The organism is Shewanella sp. HL-SH2, assembly GCF_051164935.1.
GTDB lineage: Bacteria > Pseudomonadota > Gammaproteobacteria > Enterobacterales > Shewanellaceae > Shewanella > Shewanella glacialimarina.
The window spans coordinates 1536885-1557485 of record NZ_CP195035.1 but is presented as its reverse complement, the minus strand read 5'-3'; the positions used below and the strand labels follow the sequence as shown (position 1 = coordinate 1557485).

17 protein-coding genes and 1 pseudogene are annotated in these 20601 nt (G+C 40.2%); 11 read left to right on the top strand and 7 right to left on the bottom strand.

Going from position 1 to position 20601, the window contains the following annotated elements:
* Window positions 1–68 precede the first annotated feature (68 nt).
* From phrB to ACRWP9_RS06725, 3 genes are all read right to left on the bottom strand, one after another.
* The gene (gene phrB / locus ACRWP9_RS06735) at window positions 69–1538 is read right to left on the bottom strand and encodes a deoxyribodipyrimidine photo-lyase (RefSeq protein WP_434928475.1); all 1470 of its coding nucleotides are present in this window, start codon (window positions 1536–1538) and stop codon (window positions 69–71) included.
* 42 nt (window positions 1539–1580) lie between these two features.
* Entirely contained in the window at window positions 1581–2543 is a 963-nt protein-coding gene (locus tag ACRWP9_RS06730; RefSeq protein WP_434928474.1) for a YbgA family protein, read from the bottom strand.
* Between the two features lie 178 nt (window positions 2544–2721).
* Complete coding sequence (locus ACRWP9_RS06725) at window positions 2722–3645, bottom strand: DUF368 domain-containing protein (protein ID WP_434928473.1); 924 nt, start codon at window positions 3643–3645, stop codon at window positions 2722–2724.
* Window positions 3646–3783: 138 nt separating this feature from the next.
* Here ACRWP9_RS06725 and ACRWP9_RS06720 point away from each other — a divergent pair, with 138 nt between their 5' ends.
* The 6 genes and pseudogenes from ACRWP9_RS06720 to ACRWP9_RS06695 all read left to right on the top strand — a co-directional run bounded on the left by ACRWP9_RS06720 (window position 3784) and on the right by ACRWP9_RS06695 (window position 8543).
* The gene (locus ACRWP9_RS06720) at window positions 3784–4263 is read left to right on the top strand and encodes a hotdog fold domain-containing protein (protein WP_434928472.1); all 480 of its coding nucleotides are present in this window, start codon (window positions 3784–3786) and stop codon (window positions 4261–4263) included.
* Window positions 4264–4348: 85 nt separating this feature from the next.
* A complete protein-coding gene (locus ACRWP9_RS06715) occupies window positions 4349–5575 on the top strand; it encodes a DUF418 domain-containing protein (protein ID WP_434928471.1) in 1227 nt (408 codons plus the stop codon).
* A 57-nt stretch (window positions 5576–5632) separates the two neighbouring features.
* Window positions 5633–6289 carry a YceI family protein gene (locus ACRWP9_RS06710; protein ID WP_226410830.1) on the top strand — a complete coding sequence of 219 codons (657 nt, stop codon included), beginning with the start codon at window positions 5633–5635 and terminating at the stop codon, window positions 6287–6289.
* Window positions 6286–6669 carry a DUF1294 domain-containing protein gene (locus ACRWP9_RS06705; RefSeq protein WP_226410831.1) on the top strand — a complete coding sequence of 128 codons (384 nt, stop codon included), beginning with the start codon at window positions 6286–6288 and terminating at the stop codon, window positions 6667–6669. The genes ACRWP9_RS06710 and ACRWP9_RS06705 overlap by 4 nt, the downstream gene beginning before the upstream one ends.
* Before the next feature lie 109 nt (window positions 6670–6778).
* Window positions 6779–7249 carry an FKBP-type peptidyl-prolyl cis-trans isomerase gene (locus tag ACRWP9_RS06700; RefSeq protein ID WP_226410832.1) on the top strand — a complete coding sequence of 157 codons (471 nt, stop codon included), beginning with the start codon at window positions 6779–6781 and terminating at the stop codon, window positions 7247–7249.
* Between the two features lie 302 nt (window positions 7250–7551).
* Window positions 7552–8543, top strand: a pseudogene (locus ACRWP9_RS06695) (catalase family peroxidase).
* A 118-nt stretch (window positions 8544–8661) separates the two neighbouring features.
* On the opposite strand, the gene ACRWP9_RS06690 reads toward ACRWP9_RS06695, so the two are convergent.
* Window positions 8662–9882, bottom strand: coding sequence for a M24 family metallopeptidase (locus ACRWP9_RS06690; RefSeq protein WP_434928470.1), 1221 nt, complete (start codon window positions 9880–9882; stop codon window positions 8662–8664).
* A gap of 203 nt (window positions 9883–10085) precedes the next feature.
* Here ACRWP9_RS06690 and ACRWP9_RS06685 point away from each other — a divergent pair, with 203 nt between their 5' ends.
* A complete protein-coding gene (locus ACRWP9_RS06685) occupies window positions 10086–11879 on the top strand; it encodes an aminopeptidase P family protein (RefSeq protein ID WP_434928469.1) in 1794 nt (597 codons plus the stop codon).
* Between the two features lie 275 nt (window positions 11880–12154).
* Window positions 12155–13456 carry a DEAD/DEAH box helicase gene (locus ACRWP9_RS06680; protein ID WP_226410836.1) on the top strand — a complete coding sequence of 434 codons (1302 nt, stop codon included), beginning with the start codon at window positions 12155–12157 and terminating at the stop codon, window positions 13454–13456.
* Window positions 13457–13585: 129 nt separating this feature from the next.
* On the opposite strand, the gene ACRWP9_RS06675 is transcribed toward ACRWP9_RS06680, so the two are convergent.
* The 3 genes from ACRWP9_RS06675 to ACRWP9_RS06665 all read right to left on the bottom strand — a co-directional run bounded on the left by ACRWP9_RS06675 (window position 13586) and on the right by ACRWP9_RS06665 (window position 15322).
* A protein-coding gene (locus ACRWP9_RS06675; RefSeq protein WP_434928468.1) for an IS630 family transposase occupies window positions 13586–14612 on the bottom strand; the annotation gives its coding sequence in 2 pieces (ribosomal slippage) (window positions 13586–14155 and window positions 14157–14612; 1026 coding nt in all).
* A 65-nt stretch (window positions 14613–14677) separates the two neighbouring features.
* Window positions 14678–15067 carry a DUF4440 domain-containing protein gene (locus tag ACRWP9_RS06670; protein WP_434928467.1) on the bottom strand — a complete coding sequence of 130 codons (390 nt, stop codon included), beginning with the start codon at window positions 15065–15067 and terminating at the stop codon, window positions 14678–14680.
* Between the two features lie 36 nt (window positions 15068–15103).
* The gene (locus ACRWP9_RS06665) at window positions 15104–15322 is read right to left on the bottom strand and encodes a DUF6500 family protein (RefSeq protein ID WP_434928466.1); all 219 of its coding nucleotides are present in this window, start codon (window positions 15320–15322) and stop codon (window positions 15104–15106) included.
* Between the two features lie 101 nt (window positions 15323–15423).
* Between ACRWP9_RS06665 and ACRWP9_RS06660 the strand changes: the two genes are divergently transcribed.
* The 3 genes from ACRWP9_RS06660 to ACRWP9_RS06650 all read left to right on the top strand — a co-directional run bounded on the left by ACRWP9_RS06660 (window position 15424) and on the right by ACRWP9_RS06650 (window position 20550).
* Window positions 15424–16053: a peroxiredoxin-like family protein gene (locus ACRWP9_RS06660; RefSeq protein ID WP_434928465.1), complete on the top strand. Its 630-nt coding sequence runs from the start codon at window positions 15424–15426 to the stop codon at window positions 16051–16053.
* 142 nt (window positions 16054–16195) lie between these two features.
* Window positions 16196–18241 (top strand): sensor histidine kinase, encoded by a 2046-nt coding sequence (locus tag ACRWP9_RS06655; RefSeq protein WP_434928464.1) that lies wholly within the window; start codon window positions 16196–16198, stop codon window positions 18239–18241.
* Window positions 18241–20550: a bifunctional diguanylate cyclase/phosphodiesterase gene (locus ACRWP9_RS06650; RefSeq protein WP_434928463.1), complete on the top strand. Its 2310-nt coding sequence runs from the start codon at window positions 18241–18243 to the stop codon at window positions 20548–20550. The genes ACRWP9_RS06655 and ACRWP9_RS06650 overlap by 1 nt, the downstream gene beginning before the upstream one ends.
* Window positions 20551–20601: the final 51 nt, after the last annotated feature.

The window sequence follows — 20601 nt, the reverse complement described above, 5'->3', positions numbered from 1 at the left end:
GCGTGATGCCATACATTTGCATTTATCTGCGCTTCAATTATCCCTGAGCTCAACTATCCTCGTTTCAACTAACCTCGCTTTAGTGCAGCTAACACTTCAATTGCCCGTTTTCTGGCAGAGCTATGTTCAACAATTGGCATAGGATAAACCTTATCTTGCTTTGCGCGATCAGAGAACAAATCTGCCATCAAATTGGCCTGCTGTGCTTTAAGGTGTGGCTCGTGTATGTGTTTCAAACTCCAACCAGCAATTTCGGGCACAAACTGTTTTATAAAGCTAGCATCGGGGTCAAATTTACTGCTTTGGGTCATAGGATTAAACACCCTAAAATAGGGTTGTGCATCACACCCTGTGCCAGCAGACCATTGCCAGCCACCATTGTTAGCGGCCAAATCACCGTCTATTAATTGCTGCCTGAAATACTGCTCGCCCCAGCGCCAATCAATTAATAAATGCTTAGTTAGAAAGCTGGCAACGACCATGCGTAATCGATTATGCATCCAACCAGTTTGATTTAACTGACGCATTGCTGCATCAACAATGGGATAACCTGTTTGTCCTTTGCACCAAGCATCAAACTCGGTCTTATTGTTACGCCATTGTATGTGTTTACCTAAATCGTTGAAGTTTTGGCCGCGAGATAATTTAGGAAATGCCACCAGCAAATGGCGATAAAACTCACGCCAAATAAGTTCGTTAAGCCAGGTTTTTGCAGGACTTGTATCATTTATCAGTGCATCAGGATAATGAAACAAAATCGCCGTAATACATTGCCGAGCGCTAATCACGCCAATGGCTAAATAAGGCGATAAACGACTGGTTCCCTCTATGGCAGGAAAGTCGCGCTGTTGTTGGTAATCGCTAATATCTTGCGCAATAAACTGCTGCAACAACTCTCTTGCACTATCTTCTCCTGCGGCCCACTGCAGGCTACTAACAGGATTGGGGTAATGCGATTGAATATTGAACTTGATGGCATCTGATGTGCCAATAGGCGCATTAAAAGTTGCTGCTGGCAGAGGTTTAATTAACTTACCCGCGGCTGTTTTTTTCCACGCTTTTGAAAATGGGGTAAACACTTTATACATGGTGCCAGACAGAGTCGTTACGGTTCCGGCTGTAAGCAAACAATCCTGCTCAATTAATGCTAAAGGAATACCCGCTGCGATTAATTTTATATCGCGCTGACGTTCATTATATTCAGGTTCATTAGCAGCAAATATTTTACCAATTTGATGCTCGGCACAATATTGTTGTAACCATGGCAATATATCGTCAAAACAGCTCAAATGAACAACATCTAAAGCAATACCAATACTGGCTAAACTTTGCCTAAGCAAGTTAACATGTCGTTCAATAAAGTCTATTTGAATGGCTGCGACATCATGTTCAGCCCACTGGGCAGGTGTGACAAAGTACACAGCCTTAACATGTGAATTTTGCTGTAGGGCAAACTCACACGCTTGACTCAGTGCAGGATGATCATGAATACGTAAATCTTGTCTAAACCACACAAGACTGTTTACTGCTAATGGCATTGGCTACCTTACTTGTTTGTCATCTCGTTAAAAGTGAATGTCTTAATAGGCATAACGTAGCTTTAACGTTTCAGGATGCGGATTTAGATAGATTTGCTCCGCAATATAAGGCACTTCAAACTCTTTCAAATAGTGATTAATTAACGTAATAGGTACCAGTAAAGGCAATAAACCCTCACGATATTTCATTATAGATTCAGTTAACTCTTCTTTTTGGCGCGCATTTAAATGCTTTTTAAAATAACCCTGAATATGTTGCAAGGTGCTGGTGTGATTTTTACGGGTAGCCTTGACCTTTAAAGCGGTCATAAAACCAGTAAAATAGGTATCAGCTGTTTGTTCTAAATCTTTAATATCGGCTAAGACAGGGCCTAACTCACGGTACCATTTAGGGCTGTGAGCCATAAGCAGGTATTTGTAACGGGAATGAAACTGAATTAACTTATGCTTTGTTAAGCCCGAGGCTAACATTTTACGCCAATCATCATAGGCATATACCCGGGTAAAGAAGTTTTCGCGAATGATCATGTCATTTAAACGGCCTTCCTCTTCAACAGGCAGCAATGGGTATTTATCCATTAATGCTTTAGCAAACACCCCTACGCCACTTTTAGTGCTGTTGTTGGTGCCAATTTTATACTCTAAAACACGCTCCATACCGCAAGTCGGTGACTTAGCACATAAGACATATCCACCTAAGTAACCTAACTCAGCCACTTTATTTTGACTAAACTCAGTTAATTTAGCAGTGACATCAAGGCTACCGTCTGCACTTTGAATATACAGAAGATCGCCATCAAGTACTTGGCGAATACTTTTTCTTGGTGCACCCATACCAATCGCCATTTCAGGGCAAATGCTGGTGTATTCAAAAAAGGGTTCAATTTCTTTTGCGCAGTAATAAGAATTTTTATGGCCACCGTCGAATCGAACTTCATTACCGAGCAAACAACTGCTGATACCAATTTGAATTTTTTCTGGCATAAAGGTCTCTGATTTATCCATGAGAACGCACTCCTGTGGCGGTTAAAATAAAAGTAGTGCTGTGTAATTTAGCAGCTTTTACGAATCTTAGTTAAAAGTAGTTCATTTTTAACAAAAAAAAACAGAACTAAGGTCCTGTTTAATTAAGTTTATATCAATACTAGCGCTACATTTACTGCATACATAGCATTTTATAGCGTTAATCTTTAGTATGTTTGGCGCCAAAAAACTCTAGCGACCATACTAATCCAATGCCAAATAAAGCAGCGACAATCGCTAGGCCTAACTGATGAGCATCGCCTGTAATAGCTTGGAAATCAAATGGAGTGAGGTTTTGCTCAAGTAACGGTACTTGTTGTCCGCTAGAATTTTCTCGCCAAGTAACCACCTCTTTCCAAGGCCAAATTTTACCTAATGTACCTAACATGAGTCCGATAAGAAACATCAAAGTGGCATCATGAAACTTGCGCAGTAAAGCAGAAAGCACATGACTGAAGCTTAACAGACCTAGCACACATCCCATGGCAAAACAGGCTAAATAAGCAATATCAAACCCTTTTACTGCGGCTAATACCGCAGGATAGATGCCGATAAGAAGCAAAATAAAACTACCTGAGATGCCCGGTAAAATCATTGCACAAATAGCGATAGCGCCAGCAAAGAAGAAGTTGATATAGCTCGCCTCTATCGCAACAGGATTTAATACCGTAATCCCCCAGGCAAACAACACACCCAGCGCAAATAACGCTATCCGCTGTAGATTAAACTGACTAACTTGCTTAAGCATATGAAAAACAGAAAACAATATCAGCCCAAAAAAGAATGACCAAACCGGAATAGGATGAGCCACAATTAACCATGAAATTAATTTTGCAAAGGCAAAAATACTGGTCAAAATACCACCAAAAACACACACCAAAAATGGCCCATTGATATGTAAAAAAGCTGCTTTAAGCCCCTGTTGGCGCACAATTCCAAATAATGTAGGGTTAATTTTCCTTATACCATCAAGCAAAGGGTCTAAAATACCTGTGATAAAGGCTATGGTTCCACCTGAAACACCAGGTACGACATCAGCAGCGCCCATTGCCATGCCTTTTAGATACGTTATAAATAACTTCAAAATTAACCCTAACCCATGATCTAAACTGAATAAAATTGCTGGCGATTATACCCACTTGCGATGAGGCAAACTACTAGCAGAGTATGAACATTAATGCTAATCTCATCCGACCAGACAAATAATCACACGAAATGGATTATGAATAACAACAAACCTAACAAAGTCATGGCATTATATCAAAAGGTAACCAGCTACCCTTTTGGTCACGCTCTATTTTCTAAAATGGTGTCCCGTATGGCACCGTATTTCGGTACCATCCATCCGCACATTACCTCGTTAAAAGAACATAGATGTGAGTGTTTGATCAAAAAACGTAAAAGTGTCCAAAACCATATTGGTACGGTTCACGTTATCGCGATTTGTAACGGTATGGAAATGGCAATGGGCACTATGGCTGAAGCCTCTATCCCTAAACACTTACGCTGGATCCCTAAAGGTATGTCGGTAGAGTATACCGCCAAAGCTGGCACTGACATTTTATGTGTGGCAGAAGTACAACCTGAGCAATGGCAAGTTGGCGATATGTTAGTCGATGTAAAAGCTTACGACACTAATGGTGTGGTGGTTGTTCAAGGCCATATTAAATTATGGATTTCAGAAAAGCCGCAGAAAGTATAAGCTAAGTTCACCAATGGACTAAATCTTTAGAATGATAAAACCATTACACTTTAATAATGGTTTTATCATCAATTATGGATGATACATGCTTATAAACCGTAATATCGACCAAGCTTTAGCACCTTCAAATGATAATGGCATTTCCCGACACCAAACTCTTCTAACACATGGGCGGATCGCCAATTTAGATGCCATAAGGGGTTTTGCCTTACTAGGTATTTTGTTCCTCAACATCTATTTTATGGCGAATAACTTTTACGGTTATGCCCCACATCTACCAGAAATAGCATCCGACTTAACGATAGAGATTGTCAGTAATTTTCTATTAGAAGGCCGCTTTATCAGCTTGTTTTCGATGTTGTTTGGCGCAGGCCTGTGGTTGCAATATCAAAAAACGACTAGCCTTGATAGTAAAAGTGATAGCGAAAGTGAAAGTGAAAGTGAAAGTGAGCACGGTAAAAATCGCATAACACGCCGACTTTACTTATTAATCGGACTCGGGGTTATTCACGGGGTATTTTTATTTTCCGGTGACATTTTACTAAGCTATGGTTTATGTGGCTTAGTGGTCTGTCGATACTTCACCCTTGGGCCAAAACAATTATTAGCCAAGTCGGCGAAATTCATGTTGATTGCCATGGCGGTCATAGCACTTATTTCTATTACCCTTGAAGATGAACAATTCTATCGAGGTTCAGACTATTTTATTGAACAACTCGCGCTATGGACAGGAACCTATGCGGACCAAGTCGTGATGCAAGCTTACATGATCGGTTATATGTTACTGATTATTCCCATTTCGATTCTATGGTACGGCGCAAGTTTAATGCTAATAGGGATGACCTTAATGAAGCAAGGTTATTTTGAGCGCGGATTCAGTCATAAGCAACTTGGGTTATTTGCCTGTATAGGCATCGCTTTTGCTAGCATTGACAGTCTATTAAGCCTGTCCGACTCTGCTGTGCTAAAAGAGGTTTCTGGTATATTTATGATGCTTGGCGCCATTCCAACAGCACTAATTTACTGGCATATCATTGTAAAAATTTGTCAAAACAATCCGTTAAAATTAACCCTATTACAAAATATTGGCCGACTGTCGTTAAGTTTTTATATTCTACAATCTCTTTTAGGCGTATTGCTATTACGACATTGGATGCCACAATGGCAAATGGAGTTTGATCGTATCGACTACATGCTTCTAGCAATAGTATTAGGTCTATTACAACTATTTTTAGCCGCTGTGTATTTACGTTTTTTCTCCCAGGGGCCGCTAGAGTATTTAATGACGAAGTTAACTCAGCGCAGTCAATAATGTCGCTTCAACACATCGCATAATGCCCCCAGATAAGCAAAATACTTAGGAGTAATTTTGAAGCATTTAATCCATTATTATCAGTATATTCGCATGATATTGATTAGCGTAATTCTAATTGGTCTTTCAGGATGTATTAGCTGGGTCACCCCAGCGGTAACACCTCAGTTAACTGAGTTACAAGCGGGTGAATACACTTTGGACCCCAATCATGCTGCGCTACTGTTTAAAATTCAGCACTTAGGCCTGTCTACCTATGTGGGACGTTTTAATCAATTTGATGCCCGACTGAGTTTTGATCCTAACAACATGCCAGCGGCACAATTAGAAGCCACAGTGCAAATTGATTCATTAGATATTAATAATCAAAAACTTGAAAAAACCCTGCAAAATAGTAGCTGGTTTGATAGTGAGCAGTTTCCGCAGGCTTATTTTAAAAGCCAAAAAGTCACCCCTATTGATGTAATAAATACCGATCCTAACATCAACAATCAGTTTGAGTTCCATGGCCTGTTAACCCTACACGGTGTGACTAAACCGGTTACATTTAACGCTACTTTTCATGGTGGCGCCGATAACTGGATGACAGGAAAATACACCCTAGGTTTTAGTGCGATAGGCACAATTAAGCGCTCTGACTTTGGCATGAGCAGTTACATCCCCATTGTGGGCGATGAAATTCAATTAGAAATTTATGCGGAGTTTTTAAAATGATGATATTTGCCGTTATCATGCTAGGAATATGGATAGCGTTATTGGCTGTGGGATATAGTTTTTATGCCCTATCCCCATGGGTTATTGGCGCGTTTATTGGCTTAAATCTACTTAGTTTTATTATCACCTGGTACGACAAACGTATTGCCACACATAATCAACAGCAATCCTCTTCATTAAATCAACGCAGTCGAATAAGTGAAAAAACCTTATACATTTACGCCCTACTCGGTGGCTGGCCTGCGGCAATAATAGCCCAACAGCACTTTCGGCATAAAACTCAAAAGAATGCTTTCAAATATCGATTTTGGTTGTCGATTATTGCCAATATCCTGCTTACTATCGGCATCAGTTACTTGTACCTGCTATACATGATTTAAGTCATTAAGTTTATTTAACTTGGCGCAAAAAGCCTTCATTGTGACCTCAATATAAACTAGGGTACACTACAACAATACTTTCCATTATTGATAATAAAGAGAATTTTTCATGCGCATGATCATTGCCGTAGCCGTAATCGCTTTAGTTATTTTTTACTTTTTCAACCAAATGACTAACCAAAAAGCTGCTAAAGAAAACATTGCTAAAGGCAGTACCTTTTTAGCTGAAAATGCAAAGCGTGAGGGCGTAGTACAAACTTTATCAGGCTTACAGTATGAAGTGATCACTAAAAGTGACAACACCGAACACCCAACCGCTAAAAGCAATGTAACCGTGCATTACCATGGCACCTTGATTGACGGTACTGTTTTCGACAGCTCAGTTGAGCGCGGACAAACAATTGCCTTTCCACTGAATCAGGTCATTAAAGGTTGGACCGAAGGCGTTCAGCTAATGACAATTGGTGATAAATTCCGTTTTTATATTCCAAGTCAATTGGCTTATGGCAATCGTACTAGCGGCAAAATTGTTGGCGGGTCAGTGTTGATTTTTGATGTTGAGTTATTTGAAATAAATTAATTTAGTTCACTTTGTTACTTTACCTGAACGCCTCATTTTTTGAGGCGTTTTTGTTCTGATAAACTCAACTCAAATAATTAAGCTGTTTCACCTCTCTATGGCACTGCATTTGAGCATTAACATTGTAAATACAGCTATAGTGGTTATCTAAAATAATATTTCACCCAATAGGTGAAAGAAATCGCTCCTTTATCCTGTCTTTAGTATTTATCTGCACCTTAGGTTCACAAAACTCGCTTTTCTGCTTAGGTTTAAAGCACTTATTTATTGTCATGAGCAACACAAACTTATCGAGGTCCTCAATGTTACTGAATAAAATATCCCTACTGATTAAAGCCAGCTTAATTATTTCTCTTCCGTTAATTACCTCACCAGCAACAGCCTCAGAAAAAACCATTGCTGAACTGGTAGATGCTGTAAATGGTACGCCTGATACGGTAAGTCGTGATGCGGGTAAAAAAGTGAAGTTACGTAACCATGCAAAGGGATTTTGTACCTCAGGAGTGTTTAAGCCTAACCCAGCAATCAATGACACTTTAACTATCCCATTTTTAAATCAAGCTGAAATAGACATCATTGCACGCTTCTCCTTAGGTGGCACTAACGCCCATGCTACAGATAAAACTGCGGGGCGCTTTATGTCACTTAAAATTGATGGTGATAAAGAAAGCTTAAACTTTGTCACCTCTAATGCTGAAGTGTTTTTCGCCAGTAATCTAGATGATTTTTTTACCTTCCAAACCAAAGTCAAACAGGGACCAGAAGGTAAGCAATGGCTGATTGATAATAAACCTCACGCTAAAGCTTTTTTTGATTATGTAAAGCAACTTACCCCAACCGCAAGCTATGCTAATAATCGCTATTTTGGGGTTAATAGTTTTCTATTTACATCAAAAGATGGCCAATCAATTCCAGGTCGTTGGATTTTCGAACCAGTTGAAGGGGTAATTGGCGCATCAACAACACAGCTGGCTAAGCTGAGTGATGATTTTTTACAGGACGAGTTAAAAAATCGCGTTGAAAATAAACCGCAAAATGGGACTTATTTATTCAACTTGCAGAAGCAAACGATAAAATTAATGACCCAACCATTGTATGGCCACAATCACGTCAACGACTGCTGGTCGGCCAAGTGATTATCAATGGCAGTAATGACAGTGCTAACGCTACCTTGGATTGTGCTAAAGGGATTTTTAACCCGCTATTACTGCCAAAAGGTATTGCGCCTTCGAACGATCCTATTTTAAACGCCCGCACACCGGCTTATATTGAGTCTTTTATCAGACGTAATTAATCCGTTAACTCAATAGCGCTTGCCTATACCTACATACAAGCTATACGCAAGCGCTGTTAAGGTTATTCGATGATGCTTACAAAGCTAATGAACTCAAAAAACATGTTTAAGCTAATCTTTACCCAAGATAAAAAGGATCATCTATTGATTTTGCAGGCAGGGTAAACCACTTTGCCCCTGCTGTTGTCATATAAAAATGGTCTTCATGACGCACGCCAAACTCACCCGGCACACATAGCATAGGCTCGTTACTAAAACACATACCTTCAACTAATGGTGTGCGATCGCTTTTAACTAAATATGGCCATTCATGAATATCTAAACCAATCCCATGACCAGTGCGATGTGGTAGACCTGGAACGGCATAACCCGGTCCAAAACCTGCTTGCTCTAATATTTGTCTCGCTGCAGTATCCACATCACCACAGGGTAAATCAATTTTAGCGATATTAAACGCCGCTAACTGCGCTTGTTGTTCCAATTGCCATAATTCACGTTGGCGCGTGCTTGGCTCACCATACACATAAGTGCGGGTGATATCTGAGTTATAACCTTCTAATTGGCAACCGGTATCAATCAGCACAGTATCATTTTTGTCTAGCGCTTTAGGCGACTTAACCCCGTGCGGGTAAGCGGTATCTTCACCAAATAACACAATACAAAAATATGACCCGCGCTTGGCTCCCACTTTACGATGCGCGCTATCAATAAAGGCGCTCACTTCGTCTGTGGTGATACCTTCATATAACATACTCGCGGCGGCTTTATGTACTTCAATCGTCATGTTCATGGCTTGTTGAATAAGCGCTAATTCGGCCGGAGACTTGATCATACGACACCCTGCAGTAACTGATTTCGCATCCACTAAAGTTAACTGTGGTGCGGCTTTCGCAATACCATTACTGATAAAATAGGAAGTCGACTCATCAATAGCGAGTTTGGCATGACTGGCCTCTATTCCCATTGCTACTAGAGTGCCAACGAGCAACACATATGGACTTTCATCTTCGTGCCAAGTATTCACAGTCCCTTTAACCAGCATATAGCCTTTGATGGTATCAAGTTCAAACGCAGGAGCAATATACTGCACCTCACCTTTAGCCGGTAAAATAGCGCCCACCATTCGCTCACTGGCAAACCAGCGCATACCGGTAAAGTAATAAAGGTTGGTACCAGCATTAAGATAAACCGCATCAATGCCTTGTTGCTGCATCAATTGCTGCGCCTTGACAATGCGTGCTTCAAATTCAGCTAAGGCTATTGGCTCAACATCCTGAGTCATATTTTTTAAGCCTTCAAGGGCTTGCTGTGGACTAACGCCACCGATACCGATTGTCATGTAAAACTCCAAATTAGTGGGTTATGCTTGATTGCTTCAGCAAAAAGCAATAGCCAATAATGCGCGTTGAAATTGTATACAATATAAAGTTACAATTGATTAGGTCAAGTTAAAGTACAGTTCACTTGCAACTTATCATCCGAGCTTGAGATAATCAGGCCACGTTCCTCACTCGCCAGCCCTTTTTTTGGAGTCGCCTTTTTATGTCTCAATCATCTGTTATTACAGAGCGTGTTAGCGCCATTCGTCAGCAGCTTATTATCGAAAATATTGATGCTTTTATTATTCCTCGCGCAGATGAATATTTAGGTGAATACGTTCCAGCCAGAAATGAGCGACTACATTGGGCAACAGGCTTTACCGGATCTGCCGGCATGGCCATAGTGCTAAAAGACACCGCAGCCATTTTTACTGATGGCCGTTATACAGTGCAAGTGCCTCAGCAAGTAGATGGCACACTGTTTCAGTATTTAAGTTTAACTGACGACCCACAAATTGACTGGTTAATCGACACGCTTGGTGCAGGCAGCAAAGTCGGCATCGATAGCCGTTTGCATACCTTAGCCTGGTACCAAAATGCTAAGTCTGAATTTAATAAAGCCGATATTGAATTAATCGATGTGCAGCAAAATCCGATTGATGTGCATTGGCATAATCGCCCTCAGCTGCCAACGTCACCTTTTACCTTGTTCAGCCATGAAGGTGCAGGTCGCAATAGCTTAGACAAACGCCAACAAATAGGCGCGTTAGTGAAAAAACAAGGTGCGGATGTCGCATTAATCGCCGCACTAGATTCATTTTGTTGGTTGCTGAATATTCGAGGTAACGATGTGCCACGCTTGCCGGTTATTTTAGGCTGCGCCCTATTAGCGACCAATGGTGACATGACCTTGTTCACTGACTTAGCTAAAGTGCCTGCTGGTTTTGCAGAGCATGTGGGCACAGGTGTTACCGTGAAAGACGAAGCTGAATTAGCCACTGCATTGGCTGCGTTAACTGGAGTTAAATTATTAGCTGATCCTAACTCAGCTAACGCATTTTCACAGCTTCAAGCTCTAGCGGCTGGCGCAAAATTAATTGCCGGACTTGATCCTGTAGCCCTGCCTAAAGCACAAAAAAATCCAGCAGAACTTGCTGGCATAAAAGCCTGCCATATTCGTGATGGGGTTGCCGTGTCACGCTTTCTAGCCTGGTTAGACAGTCAAGTTGAACAAGGTATTATGCATGATGAAGCCGCTCTTGCTGAGCAATTAGAAAGCTATCGATTACAAGACCCACAATATCGCGAGCCTAGTTTCGATACCATTTCGGCAACGGGTGCTAACGCGGCTATGTGTCACTATAACCACAATAATGGCACGCCAAGCACCATGGCAATGAATAGCATTTACTTAGTGGATTCTGGCGCACAATACTTAGACGGCACCACAGATGTCACCCGTACAATAGCCATTGGTAATGTAACCGATGAAAAGCGAAAAATGGTCACTTTAGTATTAAAAGGCCATATCGCCTTAGACACGGCACGTTTTCCTAAAGGCACTTCAGGTGTGCAACTCGATGCATTTGCACGCCAGTATTTATGGCAACATGGTTTTGATTATGATCACGGTACAGGTCATGGTGTAGGTCACTTTCTAAGTGTTCATGAGGGCCCACAACGCATTGGCAAAAACGTCAACGGCGTGGCGTTATTACCGGGAATGGTGTTATCCAATGAACCGGGCTATTACCGTACAAATGGCTTTGGTATTCGTATAGAAAACTTAGTGGTAGTGCAACACTGTGAAGCACTAAAAGGCAGTGAGCGTGAAATGTATGAATTTGATGCCATCACGCTTATTCCTATGGACGCACGTTTGATTGATAAATCACTACTCTCAACAAGTGAAATTAATTGGTTTAATCAATATCACGCCAAAGTACGTAAAACACTGACACCTCTTATGCAAGGTGATGATTTAATTTGGTTAAATAAAGTTACCGAGGCTATTTAAGCGCTTATTGTTATTATCGATAAACGGCGATCATCAACAGATCGCCGTTTTTATTGGATAAAGTGTAAGAACTATACAAACTCTGTCGAAAAGTTTGTTATAATCCGCGCCCGTCAAAACACGTACGTTTGATACGCCAACATGCCTAACATTATTGATAATATCAGGCATTAATAGTGCGTAATTCATCCAAACACCGTACGTTGTAATAAACAAATATTGTAAAACCCCGCCGAATAAACTGTCGGCTTGATGCTTAATTAGGAACTGAAACCATGAAATTTGAATCTTTTAGCTTCGCACCTGAAATTTTACGCGCGATCGCTGAATGCGGTTATCAGACAATGACACCTGTTCAGCGCCAAGCCATTCCCGCTATTCGCCGTGGTTCAGACGTCTTAGCCAGTGCCCAAACGGGTACAGGTAAAACAGCTGCATTCGCCTTACCTATTTTGCAAAAAATGATGGAAAAGCCTAGAGCTGCGATAGCCTCTAATACTCGCGTGCTGATATTAACCCCAACACGCGAATTAGCAGCACAGGTTGCCGACAATGTTGCCGCTTACGGTAAACACATGAACATAAATGTATTAACCATTTATGGTGGCGTAAAGATGGAAAGCCAAGCTGCAAAACTGAAGCGCGGCACCGATGTTATCGTCGCCACACCAGGTCGATTACTCGAGCACATTTTGTCGTGTAACTTAAGCTTATCTCACGTGGATTTTTTAGTGTTAGATGAAGCTGACCGTATGCTAGATATGGGCTTTAGTGCTGATATTGAAAAAATCTTGCAAGCGGTAAATAAGAATCGCCAGAATTTACTGTTTTCAGCAACCTTCTCTAACGCAGTAAAAAAACTAGCAAATGACATGCTAAACAAGCCTGTCATTATTTCTGCTAACGATCAAAATAGTACTGCGGATACCATTAGCCAAGTGGTTTATCCGGTTGAACAGCGCCGTAAACGCGAATTATTGTCTGAGTTAATTGGCACGAAAAACTGGCATAAAGTATTAGTATTTAGTGCGACGCGCGCAGATACCGAGCAATTAGTGAAAGAGTTAAACCTTGATGGTATTCCGACCGCTGTGGTTCATGGAGAGAAATCTCAAGGTACACGTCGTCGTGCTTTACGTGAGTTTATGGAAGGTAAAATACGTGTATTAGTGTCAACAGAAGTCGCTGCGCGTGGTTTAGACATTCCTGACTTACAGTATGTGGTCAATTACGACCTGCCTTTCTTGCCTGAAGATTATGTGCATCGTATTGGTCGTACTGGTCGTGCGGGTAAGTCCGGGGTAGCTATCTCGTTTGTTAGCCGCGAAGAAGAGCGTACCCTAAATGATATTGAAAAGTTAATTGGCCAAAAAATTCGCCGTATTACAGTACCTGGCTATGAAGTCAGTAATCGTGAACTGCTACTTAAACAAATTCAAAAGCGTCGCAGTTTTGGTAAAAGTAAACAACGTGATGATGGTGCAAGCGCGCAAATGATTGCCGAAAAAAGCATGCAAGGCCGCCGTGTATCCGTTGGTCAGTCTAAAGATGCTGTAAAGTATAAAAAGATTAAGTAACCATTCAACCATTGGGTGAGCCATCACCTAAATCACAAAGCGTAGGTAATTAACCTGCGCTTTTTTGTGACCGCAATAAATGAATTAATAAAGGCATTCATAATTAACAAGTTATACCATTTACATTAATTAATTGGTCAGTTTTGTCCACCGTCTAGAACATAGTAGAATCACCCTTTCCGGCTCTGCAATAAATCGATTCCATGCAATGGAACACTGCTCAACAATATCGTCATATCCACTAAAGCAACGATTGGCGAGTTCATTCTGACGAAGCCATTGCCACACTTGTTCTATAGGGTTGAGTTCTGGCGAATAGGGCGGAAGCTTAAGGATACTAAGGTTATCAAAGTCCTCTGTCAGCACCTGTTGATGCCAACCTGCGCCATCCATGATGACCAAAGCATGGCGACTCGATTCGGTAGCCTCTGAAATTAATTTTAAATGCTCCCACATATATTCACTATTGGCATGCGGGGCAATAATAGCCTCTGTCGCACCCGTTGCCGGACACACCGCGCCATATAAATACGCTGATTCAAACTGTTGTTGCCTTACCGCTCGTGGTCGGGTTCCTTTCGTTGCCCAAATGCGGGTCGTTGTATTTTGCTGACCAAATCTGGCTTCATCTTGAAACCAAACATCAATGCGATCTAACGCCACATGACCAGGGGTGTTAAGGATCGTTGACAGCTGGAAGTTTTTTAAAAGCGTCCTGAATATCTTGAGATTGTTTTGGGTGACGAGAGCGGGTCGTTATCCATGACAATCCTAATTGATGCAGTAATCTGTAGATATTTGCCTGTTTAAAGGTCACGCCAAATTCAGACTGAATAAAAAGACTGACATCTCTTGCCATCAATCTTCCGCCACTCTCAGACAAGCTTTGACGTTGTACAAATTCTTTCAGATTTACCAGTTGTTTCGCCGATAATTGAGCGGGTCGACCTGGATTATGTTTATCATCTAGGCCGCTAATGCCATGAGTTAAATAATGAGTAACCCATGCATTTACACTGGTTCTACTGACCTTCAACATGTTGGCTATAGCAGTACGAGAATGACCTTCGGTAAAATGAAGTAAGGCGAGATAACGCATACGTTTACGTGCGCTTTTCTCAGATTTAACTAATGCTGCAAGATTGAGATTATTCATCGATACTGAAATAAGGAAATGACAACTAATTAGATCACATATTTAATGTAAATGGTATTAAATCATTAGCCCATAAATGTCACACGTCTAATCAGTCCGGCTTCAACTTCATAAGCCGCAATCACTTTCACACTTCTATCAATGCAATTGACATCTTCACTAGCCGACTCAGCCAACTCGTGATCCACTAAATACTGTCCTTGGACAATGCGTTTTATAGAGGTGGCACAAAGGTATTTTAAACTGGTAAATTTAGCACCGTATTGTTCAATTAACTTTGCTTTACCTTGGTATTGTCGTCCGCCCGACAAAGTAAATATTTCGATATCATCATGATAGGTTGCAGCAAATGCGACAATATCTCTGGCGTTATACGCTTGCAGTTGCTGGTCAACTACCGCAATAGTGATCAATTCTTGTTCGGTAACACTCTGACCTGTAAATGATTGTTGCATAGCTACCTCTGATAAAAAGTTTTTAACACAGCTAAATTATTCACCCGCCTGAACCATAGCCAAAATCTTTACCGCCTTTTCAAAATGATCTAGTTGATGGGTTTGGATCCACCAGGTCGCCGCTTCCATTAATAATTCAGAATTATCATTTTTATTGGCAAAGAATGCATAAAAAGATAACCCGACATTAGTGCCTTTTTGGTCAATTTTTTTAAGGCAAACAGCCATAATCGTTTCTCTTAATGTGTGCCGCATTAACTACTCCTAATATTTATTTTACATCTACTGAAATAAACTAGCAGATACTCGGGTCTACTTAGTCAACTGAATGCTATTTTACCTACTTAGGAACCTTTATGATCAATAAACTCGTGCTCGCTGCAACACTAGCCGTTGCCAGCTTAACCGCTATAGCAAAACCAATCGCGTTAGATGAAAACAGCATTAGCCCACTGCTTAATGGCCATGAAATACCTGATGTCACATTAACAACTGTTGAAGGCAAAGCCATTAATTTAAAAGAACTGGTTAGTCAAAAAAATACCATGTTCTTTTTCTACCGCGGTGGATGGTGTCCATTTTGTAATGTACAAATGGGGCAGCTACAAGCTATTGAGCCTAAGTTAATTGAAATGGGTATTCAGCTAGTAGGAATATCACCCGACTCGCCTGAAAAACTGCAAGCTTCAATGACAAAAAACAAACTTAATTACTTATTACTGTCAGATGAAAAAATGTCAGCTGCACAGGCATTTGGCTTAGCGTTTTACACCAGCGATAAAGTCACCAACTTGTACCAAGCAAAACTGGGCGTATCGAACACACTTCATAAAACTCCTGCGGGTGAAGCGCGTTTAGTGTTACCAGTACCTGCCATCTATCTAAGCGATAAAACAGGTTTGATTCAATTTATGTATGCAAACCCTAATTATAAAGTCCGTGCAGCGCCTGAACTCATTTTAATGGCAGCCAGTTTAGTTGAATAAGCTCATTATTTAGCACCCACTTCCATGCTCCACTTTGGGTATAACAGCAATGCTGCTTATACCCTTTTTTTGATTGTTTTTTTATTCGCATTTAATTATCTTTTGCTACACTTAAGTCATTAAATCTACAAGAAATGTGATTATGGCTCGCAAATCTATTTTAACCCGGCTGAATAAAGTTTTTATCTCAATAACAATACTGGTCATTCTTATTGCCAGTATTTTTGCTTACACCAGTCAAAAAATGCATATCACCAGTGACGCTATTTTGGACGCTGACTTGCCGTTAGAATTAGCTGTTGAGTCAATGAATACTACGCTAAAAGCAATGCAGACCAATGCTGCACTGTATTTGTTAGGGTATGAAGATCAAAAAATACAGTATCAGCAAAACTTTAACGCACTACAAAACATTCAACAGCAAATTACTGAAAAAAATTTACTTAGCTCCACAGAACAAATCGCTACATTTAATCGCATATACCACCTTAGCAATACGTTAAACCAGCAATATTTAACGCTGATATTTAATGCCTACAGACCCGCGGATGAAAATAACGCAAAGAGTATCGCGACTAATTTATTGATTAATAACGCGACCCCACTTGAGAAGATTATCCGCATGCGGGCCAATGATGAAATCAAAGGTTCTCAAGAAAACTCTGATGAAGATGAGTTACGCTATGATGACATTCCCGCTATTCAATATTATTTGCAAATGGTCGATGAAGCGGGTGATATGCAGAGCGCATTTGCAAGATATCTATTAAATGATCAATATGCTAAACAAGAGTTTGATGATAAAGCAGCTAATTTTTTACAATGGCTGCAATTATTGGAGCCATTAGAACAAGATGAAGATGAATTAAAAGACATTATTTACATCAAACAGTTATTCCAACAGCTAGTCAATGACGGGCATCGTTTATTCCAACTCTATAACCCTCAGGTTTTAGCTTCTGCTACAGATGCTTTTCATAATATGAAAAGTAACCAAATCGTAGAAATTGAACAGCAAATGGCTGTATTAATAAAAACGACTTCAAACCAGGTTATTCGCCAGTTAGAAGACTTAAAAAATACTAATATGAATAGTATTATTCTATTGGCTATTTTCGCTGCCATAACCATCATACTGCTCATTTCATTAAGCTTTTATGCAAAAAAAACTATCTACTTGCCGATTGCTAATTTAGCTCAATCTGTTGATGCATTACGTCTTGGTGAGCGGAATATTCAATTTAAACATAATGATGATGAACTGGGAGATGTGTTTACCAATGTGGCCAAATTCCAACATGATTTACGCCAGCTTGATGTACTACAACAGAATAAAACTGCTTATAAGCGACAGTTAGAGCTTGAAAGAGACAAACTTCAGCAAGCTATTGAACACTTGACGCAAGCGCAAAAAAAACTGATTAATAGTGAAAAAATGGCTTCGCTTGGTGCACTTGTCGCCGGGATAGCCCATGAGATAAATACTCCAATAGGTATAGCCGTCACCATCAGTTCTACCTTTGATTCACGTGTAAGGGAATTTGTTAATCAAGCAAAAACTGGGCTACTTAACCTGTCTGATTTAGAGGTCTTTGAGCAGGAAAGCCTAGAAGGCCTAAGTATTATGCAACGAGCATTGGATAGGGCTGCAGAATTAATTCATAGCTTTAAGCAGGTGGCCATAGATCAATCAAGTGAAAAACGGCGTGAATTTTTACTCGATGAAATGCTAGATGAAGTGTTTAATACTTTAAAGCATCAAATAAAACGTTCGCCGTACAATATCCGTATTGATTGCCCGCCAGATATACTGTTGAATAGTTTTCCAGGACCTTTTGGGCAAGTTATCACTAACTTATTTAATAATGCTATTTTGCATGGATTTAATGGTGCCGATACCGGTGAGATTAACGTTAAAGTGACCCATGAAGAAAACAATAAGGTAAAAATTAAATTTAGTGATAACGGTGTCGGTATTCCAATCGCTAACATTGATAAAATATTTGATCCCTTCTTCACCACAAAATTAGGCCAGGGAGGGTCAGGACTTGGAATGAACATTGTTTATAACATCGTTAATACTATTTTAGGCGGTGATATTAGTGTGCATAGTCGAAATGGAACGACGTTTACAATTACGATACCTATTGTTGCGCCGAAGGAATTACCACACAAGGAGAGTGAGTGATGTCTGATTTTTTCTTGAAAATCATCAATGATAAATCTTTAAAATCCAGTGATTCGCCCTCCAATGGCATGGAAAAAACCAACACCTCAGCTGCAAATGTTGAGCCTTGGATTATTGGTATTATTGATGATGAACCATCAATGCATGAAGTCACTAAATTAGCGTTATCTCGGGTAGAAATACTCGGTCGCCCGCTGACTTTTGTCAGCGCTTTTAGTGCTGATGAAGGTTACGAACTTATCAGAAACCATCCTAACATGGCGCTAGTATTACTCGATGTAGTGATGGAAACCGAAGACGCAGGTTTAAAATTAGTAAAGCGTATTCGGCAAGAACTTAAAAATAAGTTCTTGCAAATCATTCTTCGCACTGGGCAGCCGGGGTTTGCCCCCGAAGAAAAAGTCATTATTGACTATGAAATAAACGCTTATAAGACTAAAAGTGAACTCACTAGAGCAAAGCTATTTACTGTATTAGCGGCAGGTATTCGCAGTTATCGACAAATCACCGCATTAGAAAAAAGTCGACAAGGCTTGCGTGCGGTTATTGATGCCTCTTCAAATTTACTGCAAGAACGTTCTGTTTTCGATTTTTCTAGCGGAGTGTTGAATCAAATTGGTGCACTGTTCGACATTGAGGCCGAAAGTATTTTTTGCGTCTCTCAGCGACCACAAAATGGTCCATCAGCCATTATCAGTAGTCAAAGCGATGATTATATTGTGGTTGCAGCCAGCCATAAATATCAACCTTTGTTTGGTAAAGGGCTAACTAAGCTTGATAAAACAGACCGTGCTATTCAATCGGTTTATCAGGTACTTGAACAAAAATCCCATTTATTTAACGATGAATTCAGTTGCCTCTATTTATCAACGCCTTCACTTTGGGAAGGTGTGATTGTGGCAGAAAAAGCTGAAAAACTAAAAGATGTCGACCAAGAATTACTGCAAGTTTTTTGCATGAATGTCGCAGTAGGATTAGAAAATGCCAAATTTTTTAACTATTTAAATAAAGCCGCATACTTAGATGAAGTGACTGGATTATATAGTCGTGCAGGGTTTATTGATCACGCAAAAGCTTTTCATCAGCTGCATGGGGACAATATTTGTCTATATTTACTGGATGTAGACTACTTCCATAATATTATAGAAAGTTTAGGATATGAGTTTGGTAACAAAATCCTAAAACGTATTTCTAGCCATTTAATATCTTCTTACGGTGAGGACGTGCTAATTGCTCGGTTACATTCTGACGTGTTTGCATTGTTATTACCCAATGGCATAATTAAACCACAAGACATAGCACTAAGAAGCTCCTTTCCGTTTAACATTGATGAGCACTCTATTAGGCTAGGTATGACGGTTGGCGCAGCACAGCTCAGCAAAGAGTTGATGCTTGAGGGGCTGTACCAAACGATTAATAATAATGGCAAACGTACATTTGATGCGGCGTTATTATTACGTCATGCCGAAATAGCGCTTAAAGTAGCCAAAGAAAATCGTCGCGGTTCCGGTCAGCTATTTGATCAACATTATGAAGTAGATTCACATAAAAGAATGAATCTGCTTAACGATCTTCGCCAGGCTATTACTCAGCAGGAACTGTTCTTAGTGCTGCAACCTAAAGTGCATACTACCAACGAAAATATTATTGGTTATGAGGCACTATTACGCTGGAATCATCCACTGAAAGGTCCCATTCCACCGAATGCATTTATTCCCGCAGTGGAAAAGTCAGGCTTATATTATGATGTAGACTTATATGTTGCTAAAGCAGCCTGCCAGTTACTTAATGATTACCCACAAATAACTCACCCTATTTCGATTAACCTATCAGCAAACTCGCTGAAGCATGAAACCTTTGTTGATGAATTGTATGCGATTTTTGAAGCAGCCAATGTAAGCTTAAGTCGAGTTGAATTAGAAATCACTGAAAATGCTTTAATCCATTCCGATTCCGCGATTAAAGAATTAGATAAACTGGCAGAGTATGGGTTTACTATTTGTTTAGATGATTTTGGAGCTGGATATTCGTCATTAGGTTATTTACTCCGCCTGCCACTGCATACGATTAAAATTGATCGTGCTTTTGTGTCGCATTTAGTCGGTAACATTAATGCACAAATAGTCTTAGAAGGCATTATTCATATGGGGATTAAACTGGGTAAAGATATGGTCGTTGAAGGTATTGAAACAGAACAACAGCTGGCATTGGTAAAAAAAATGGGCGCTGACGTAATTCAAGGCTTCTATTTTTTCAAACCTTTAACCATTGAACAAATTCTCAATTTATCAGACCAATATCAGATATAAAAATGTCAGAATAGCTTAAGTCCAAGTACACTATACATTAACGACAAGATC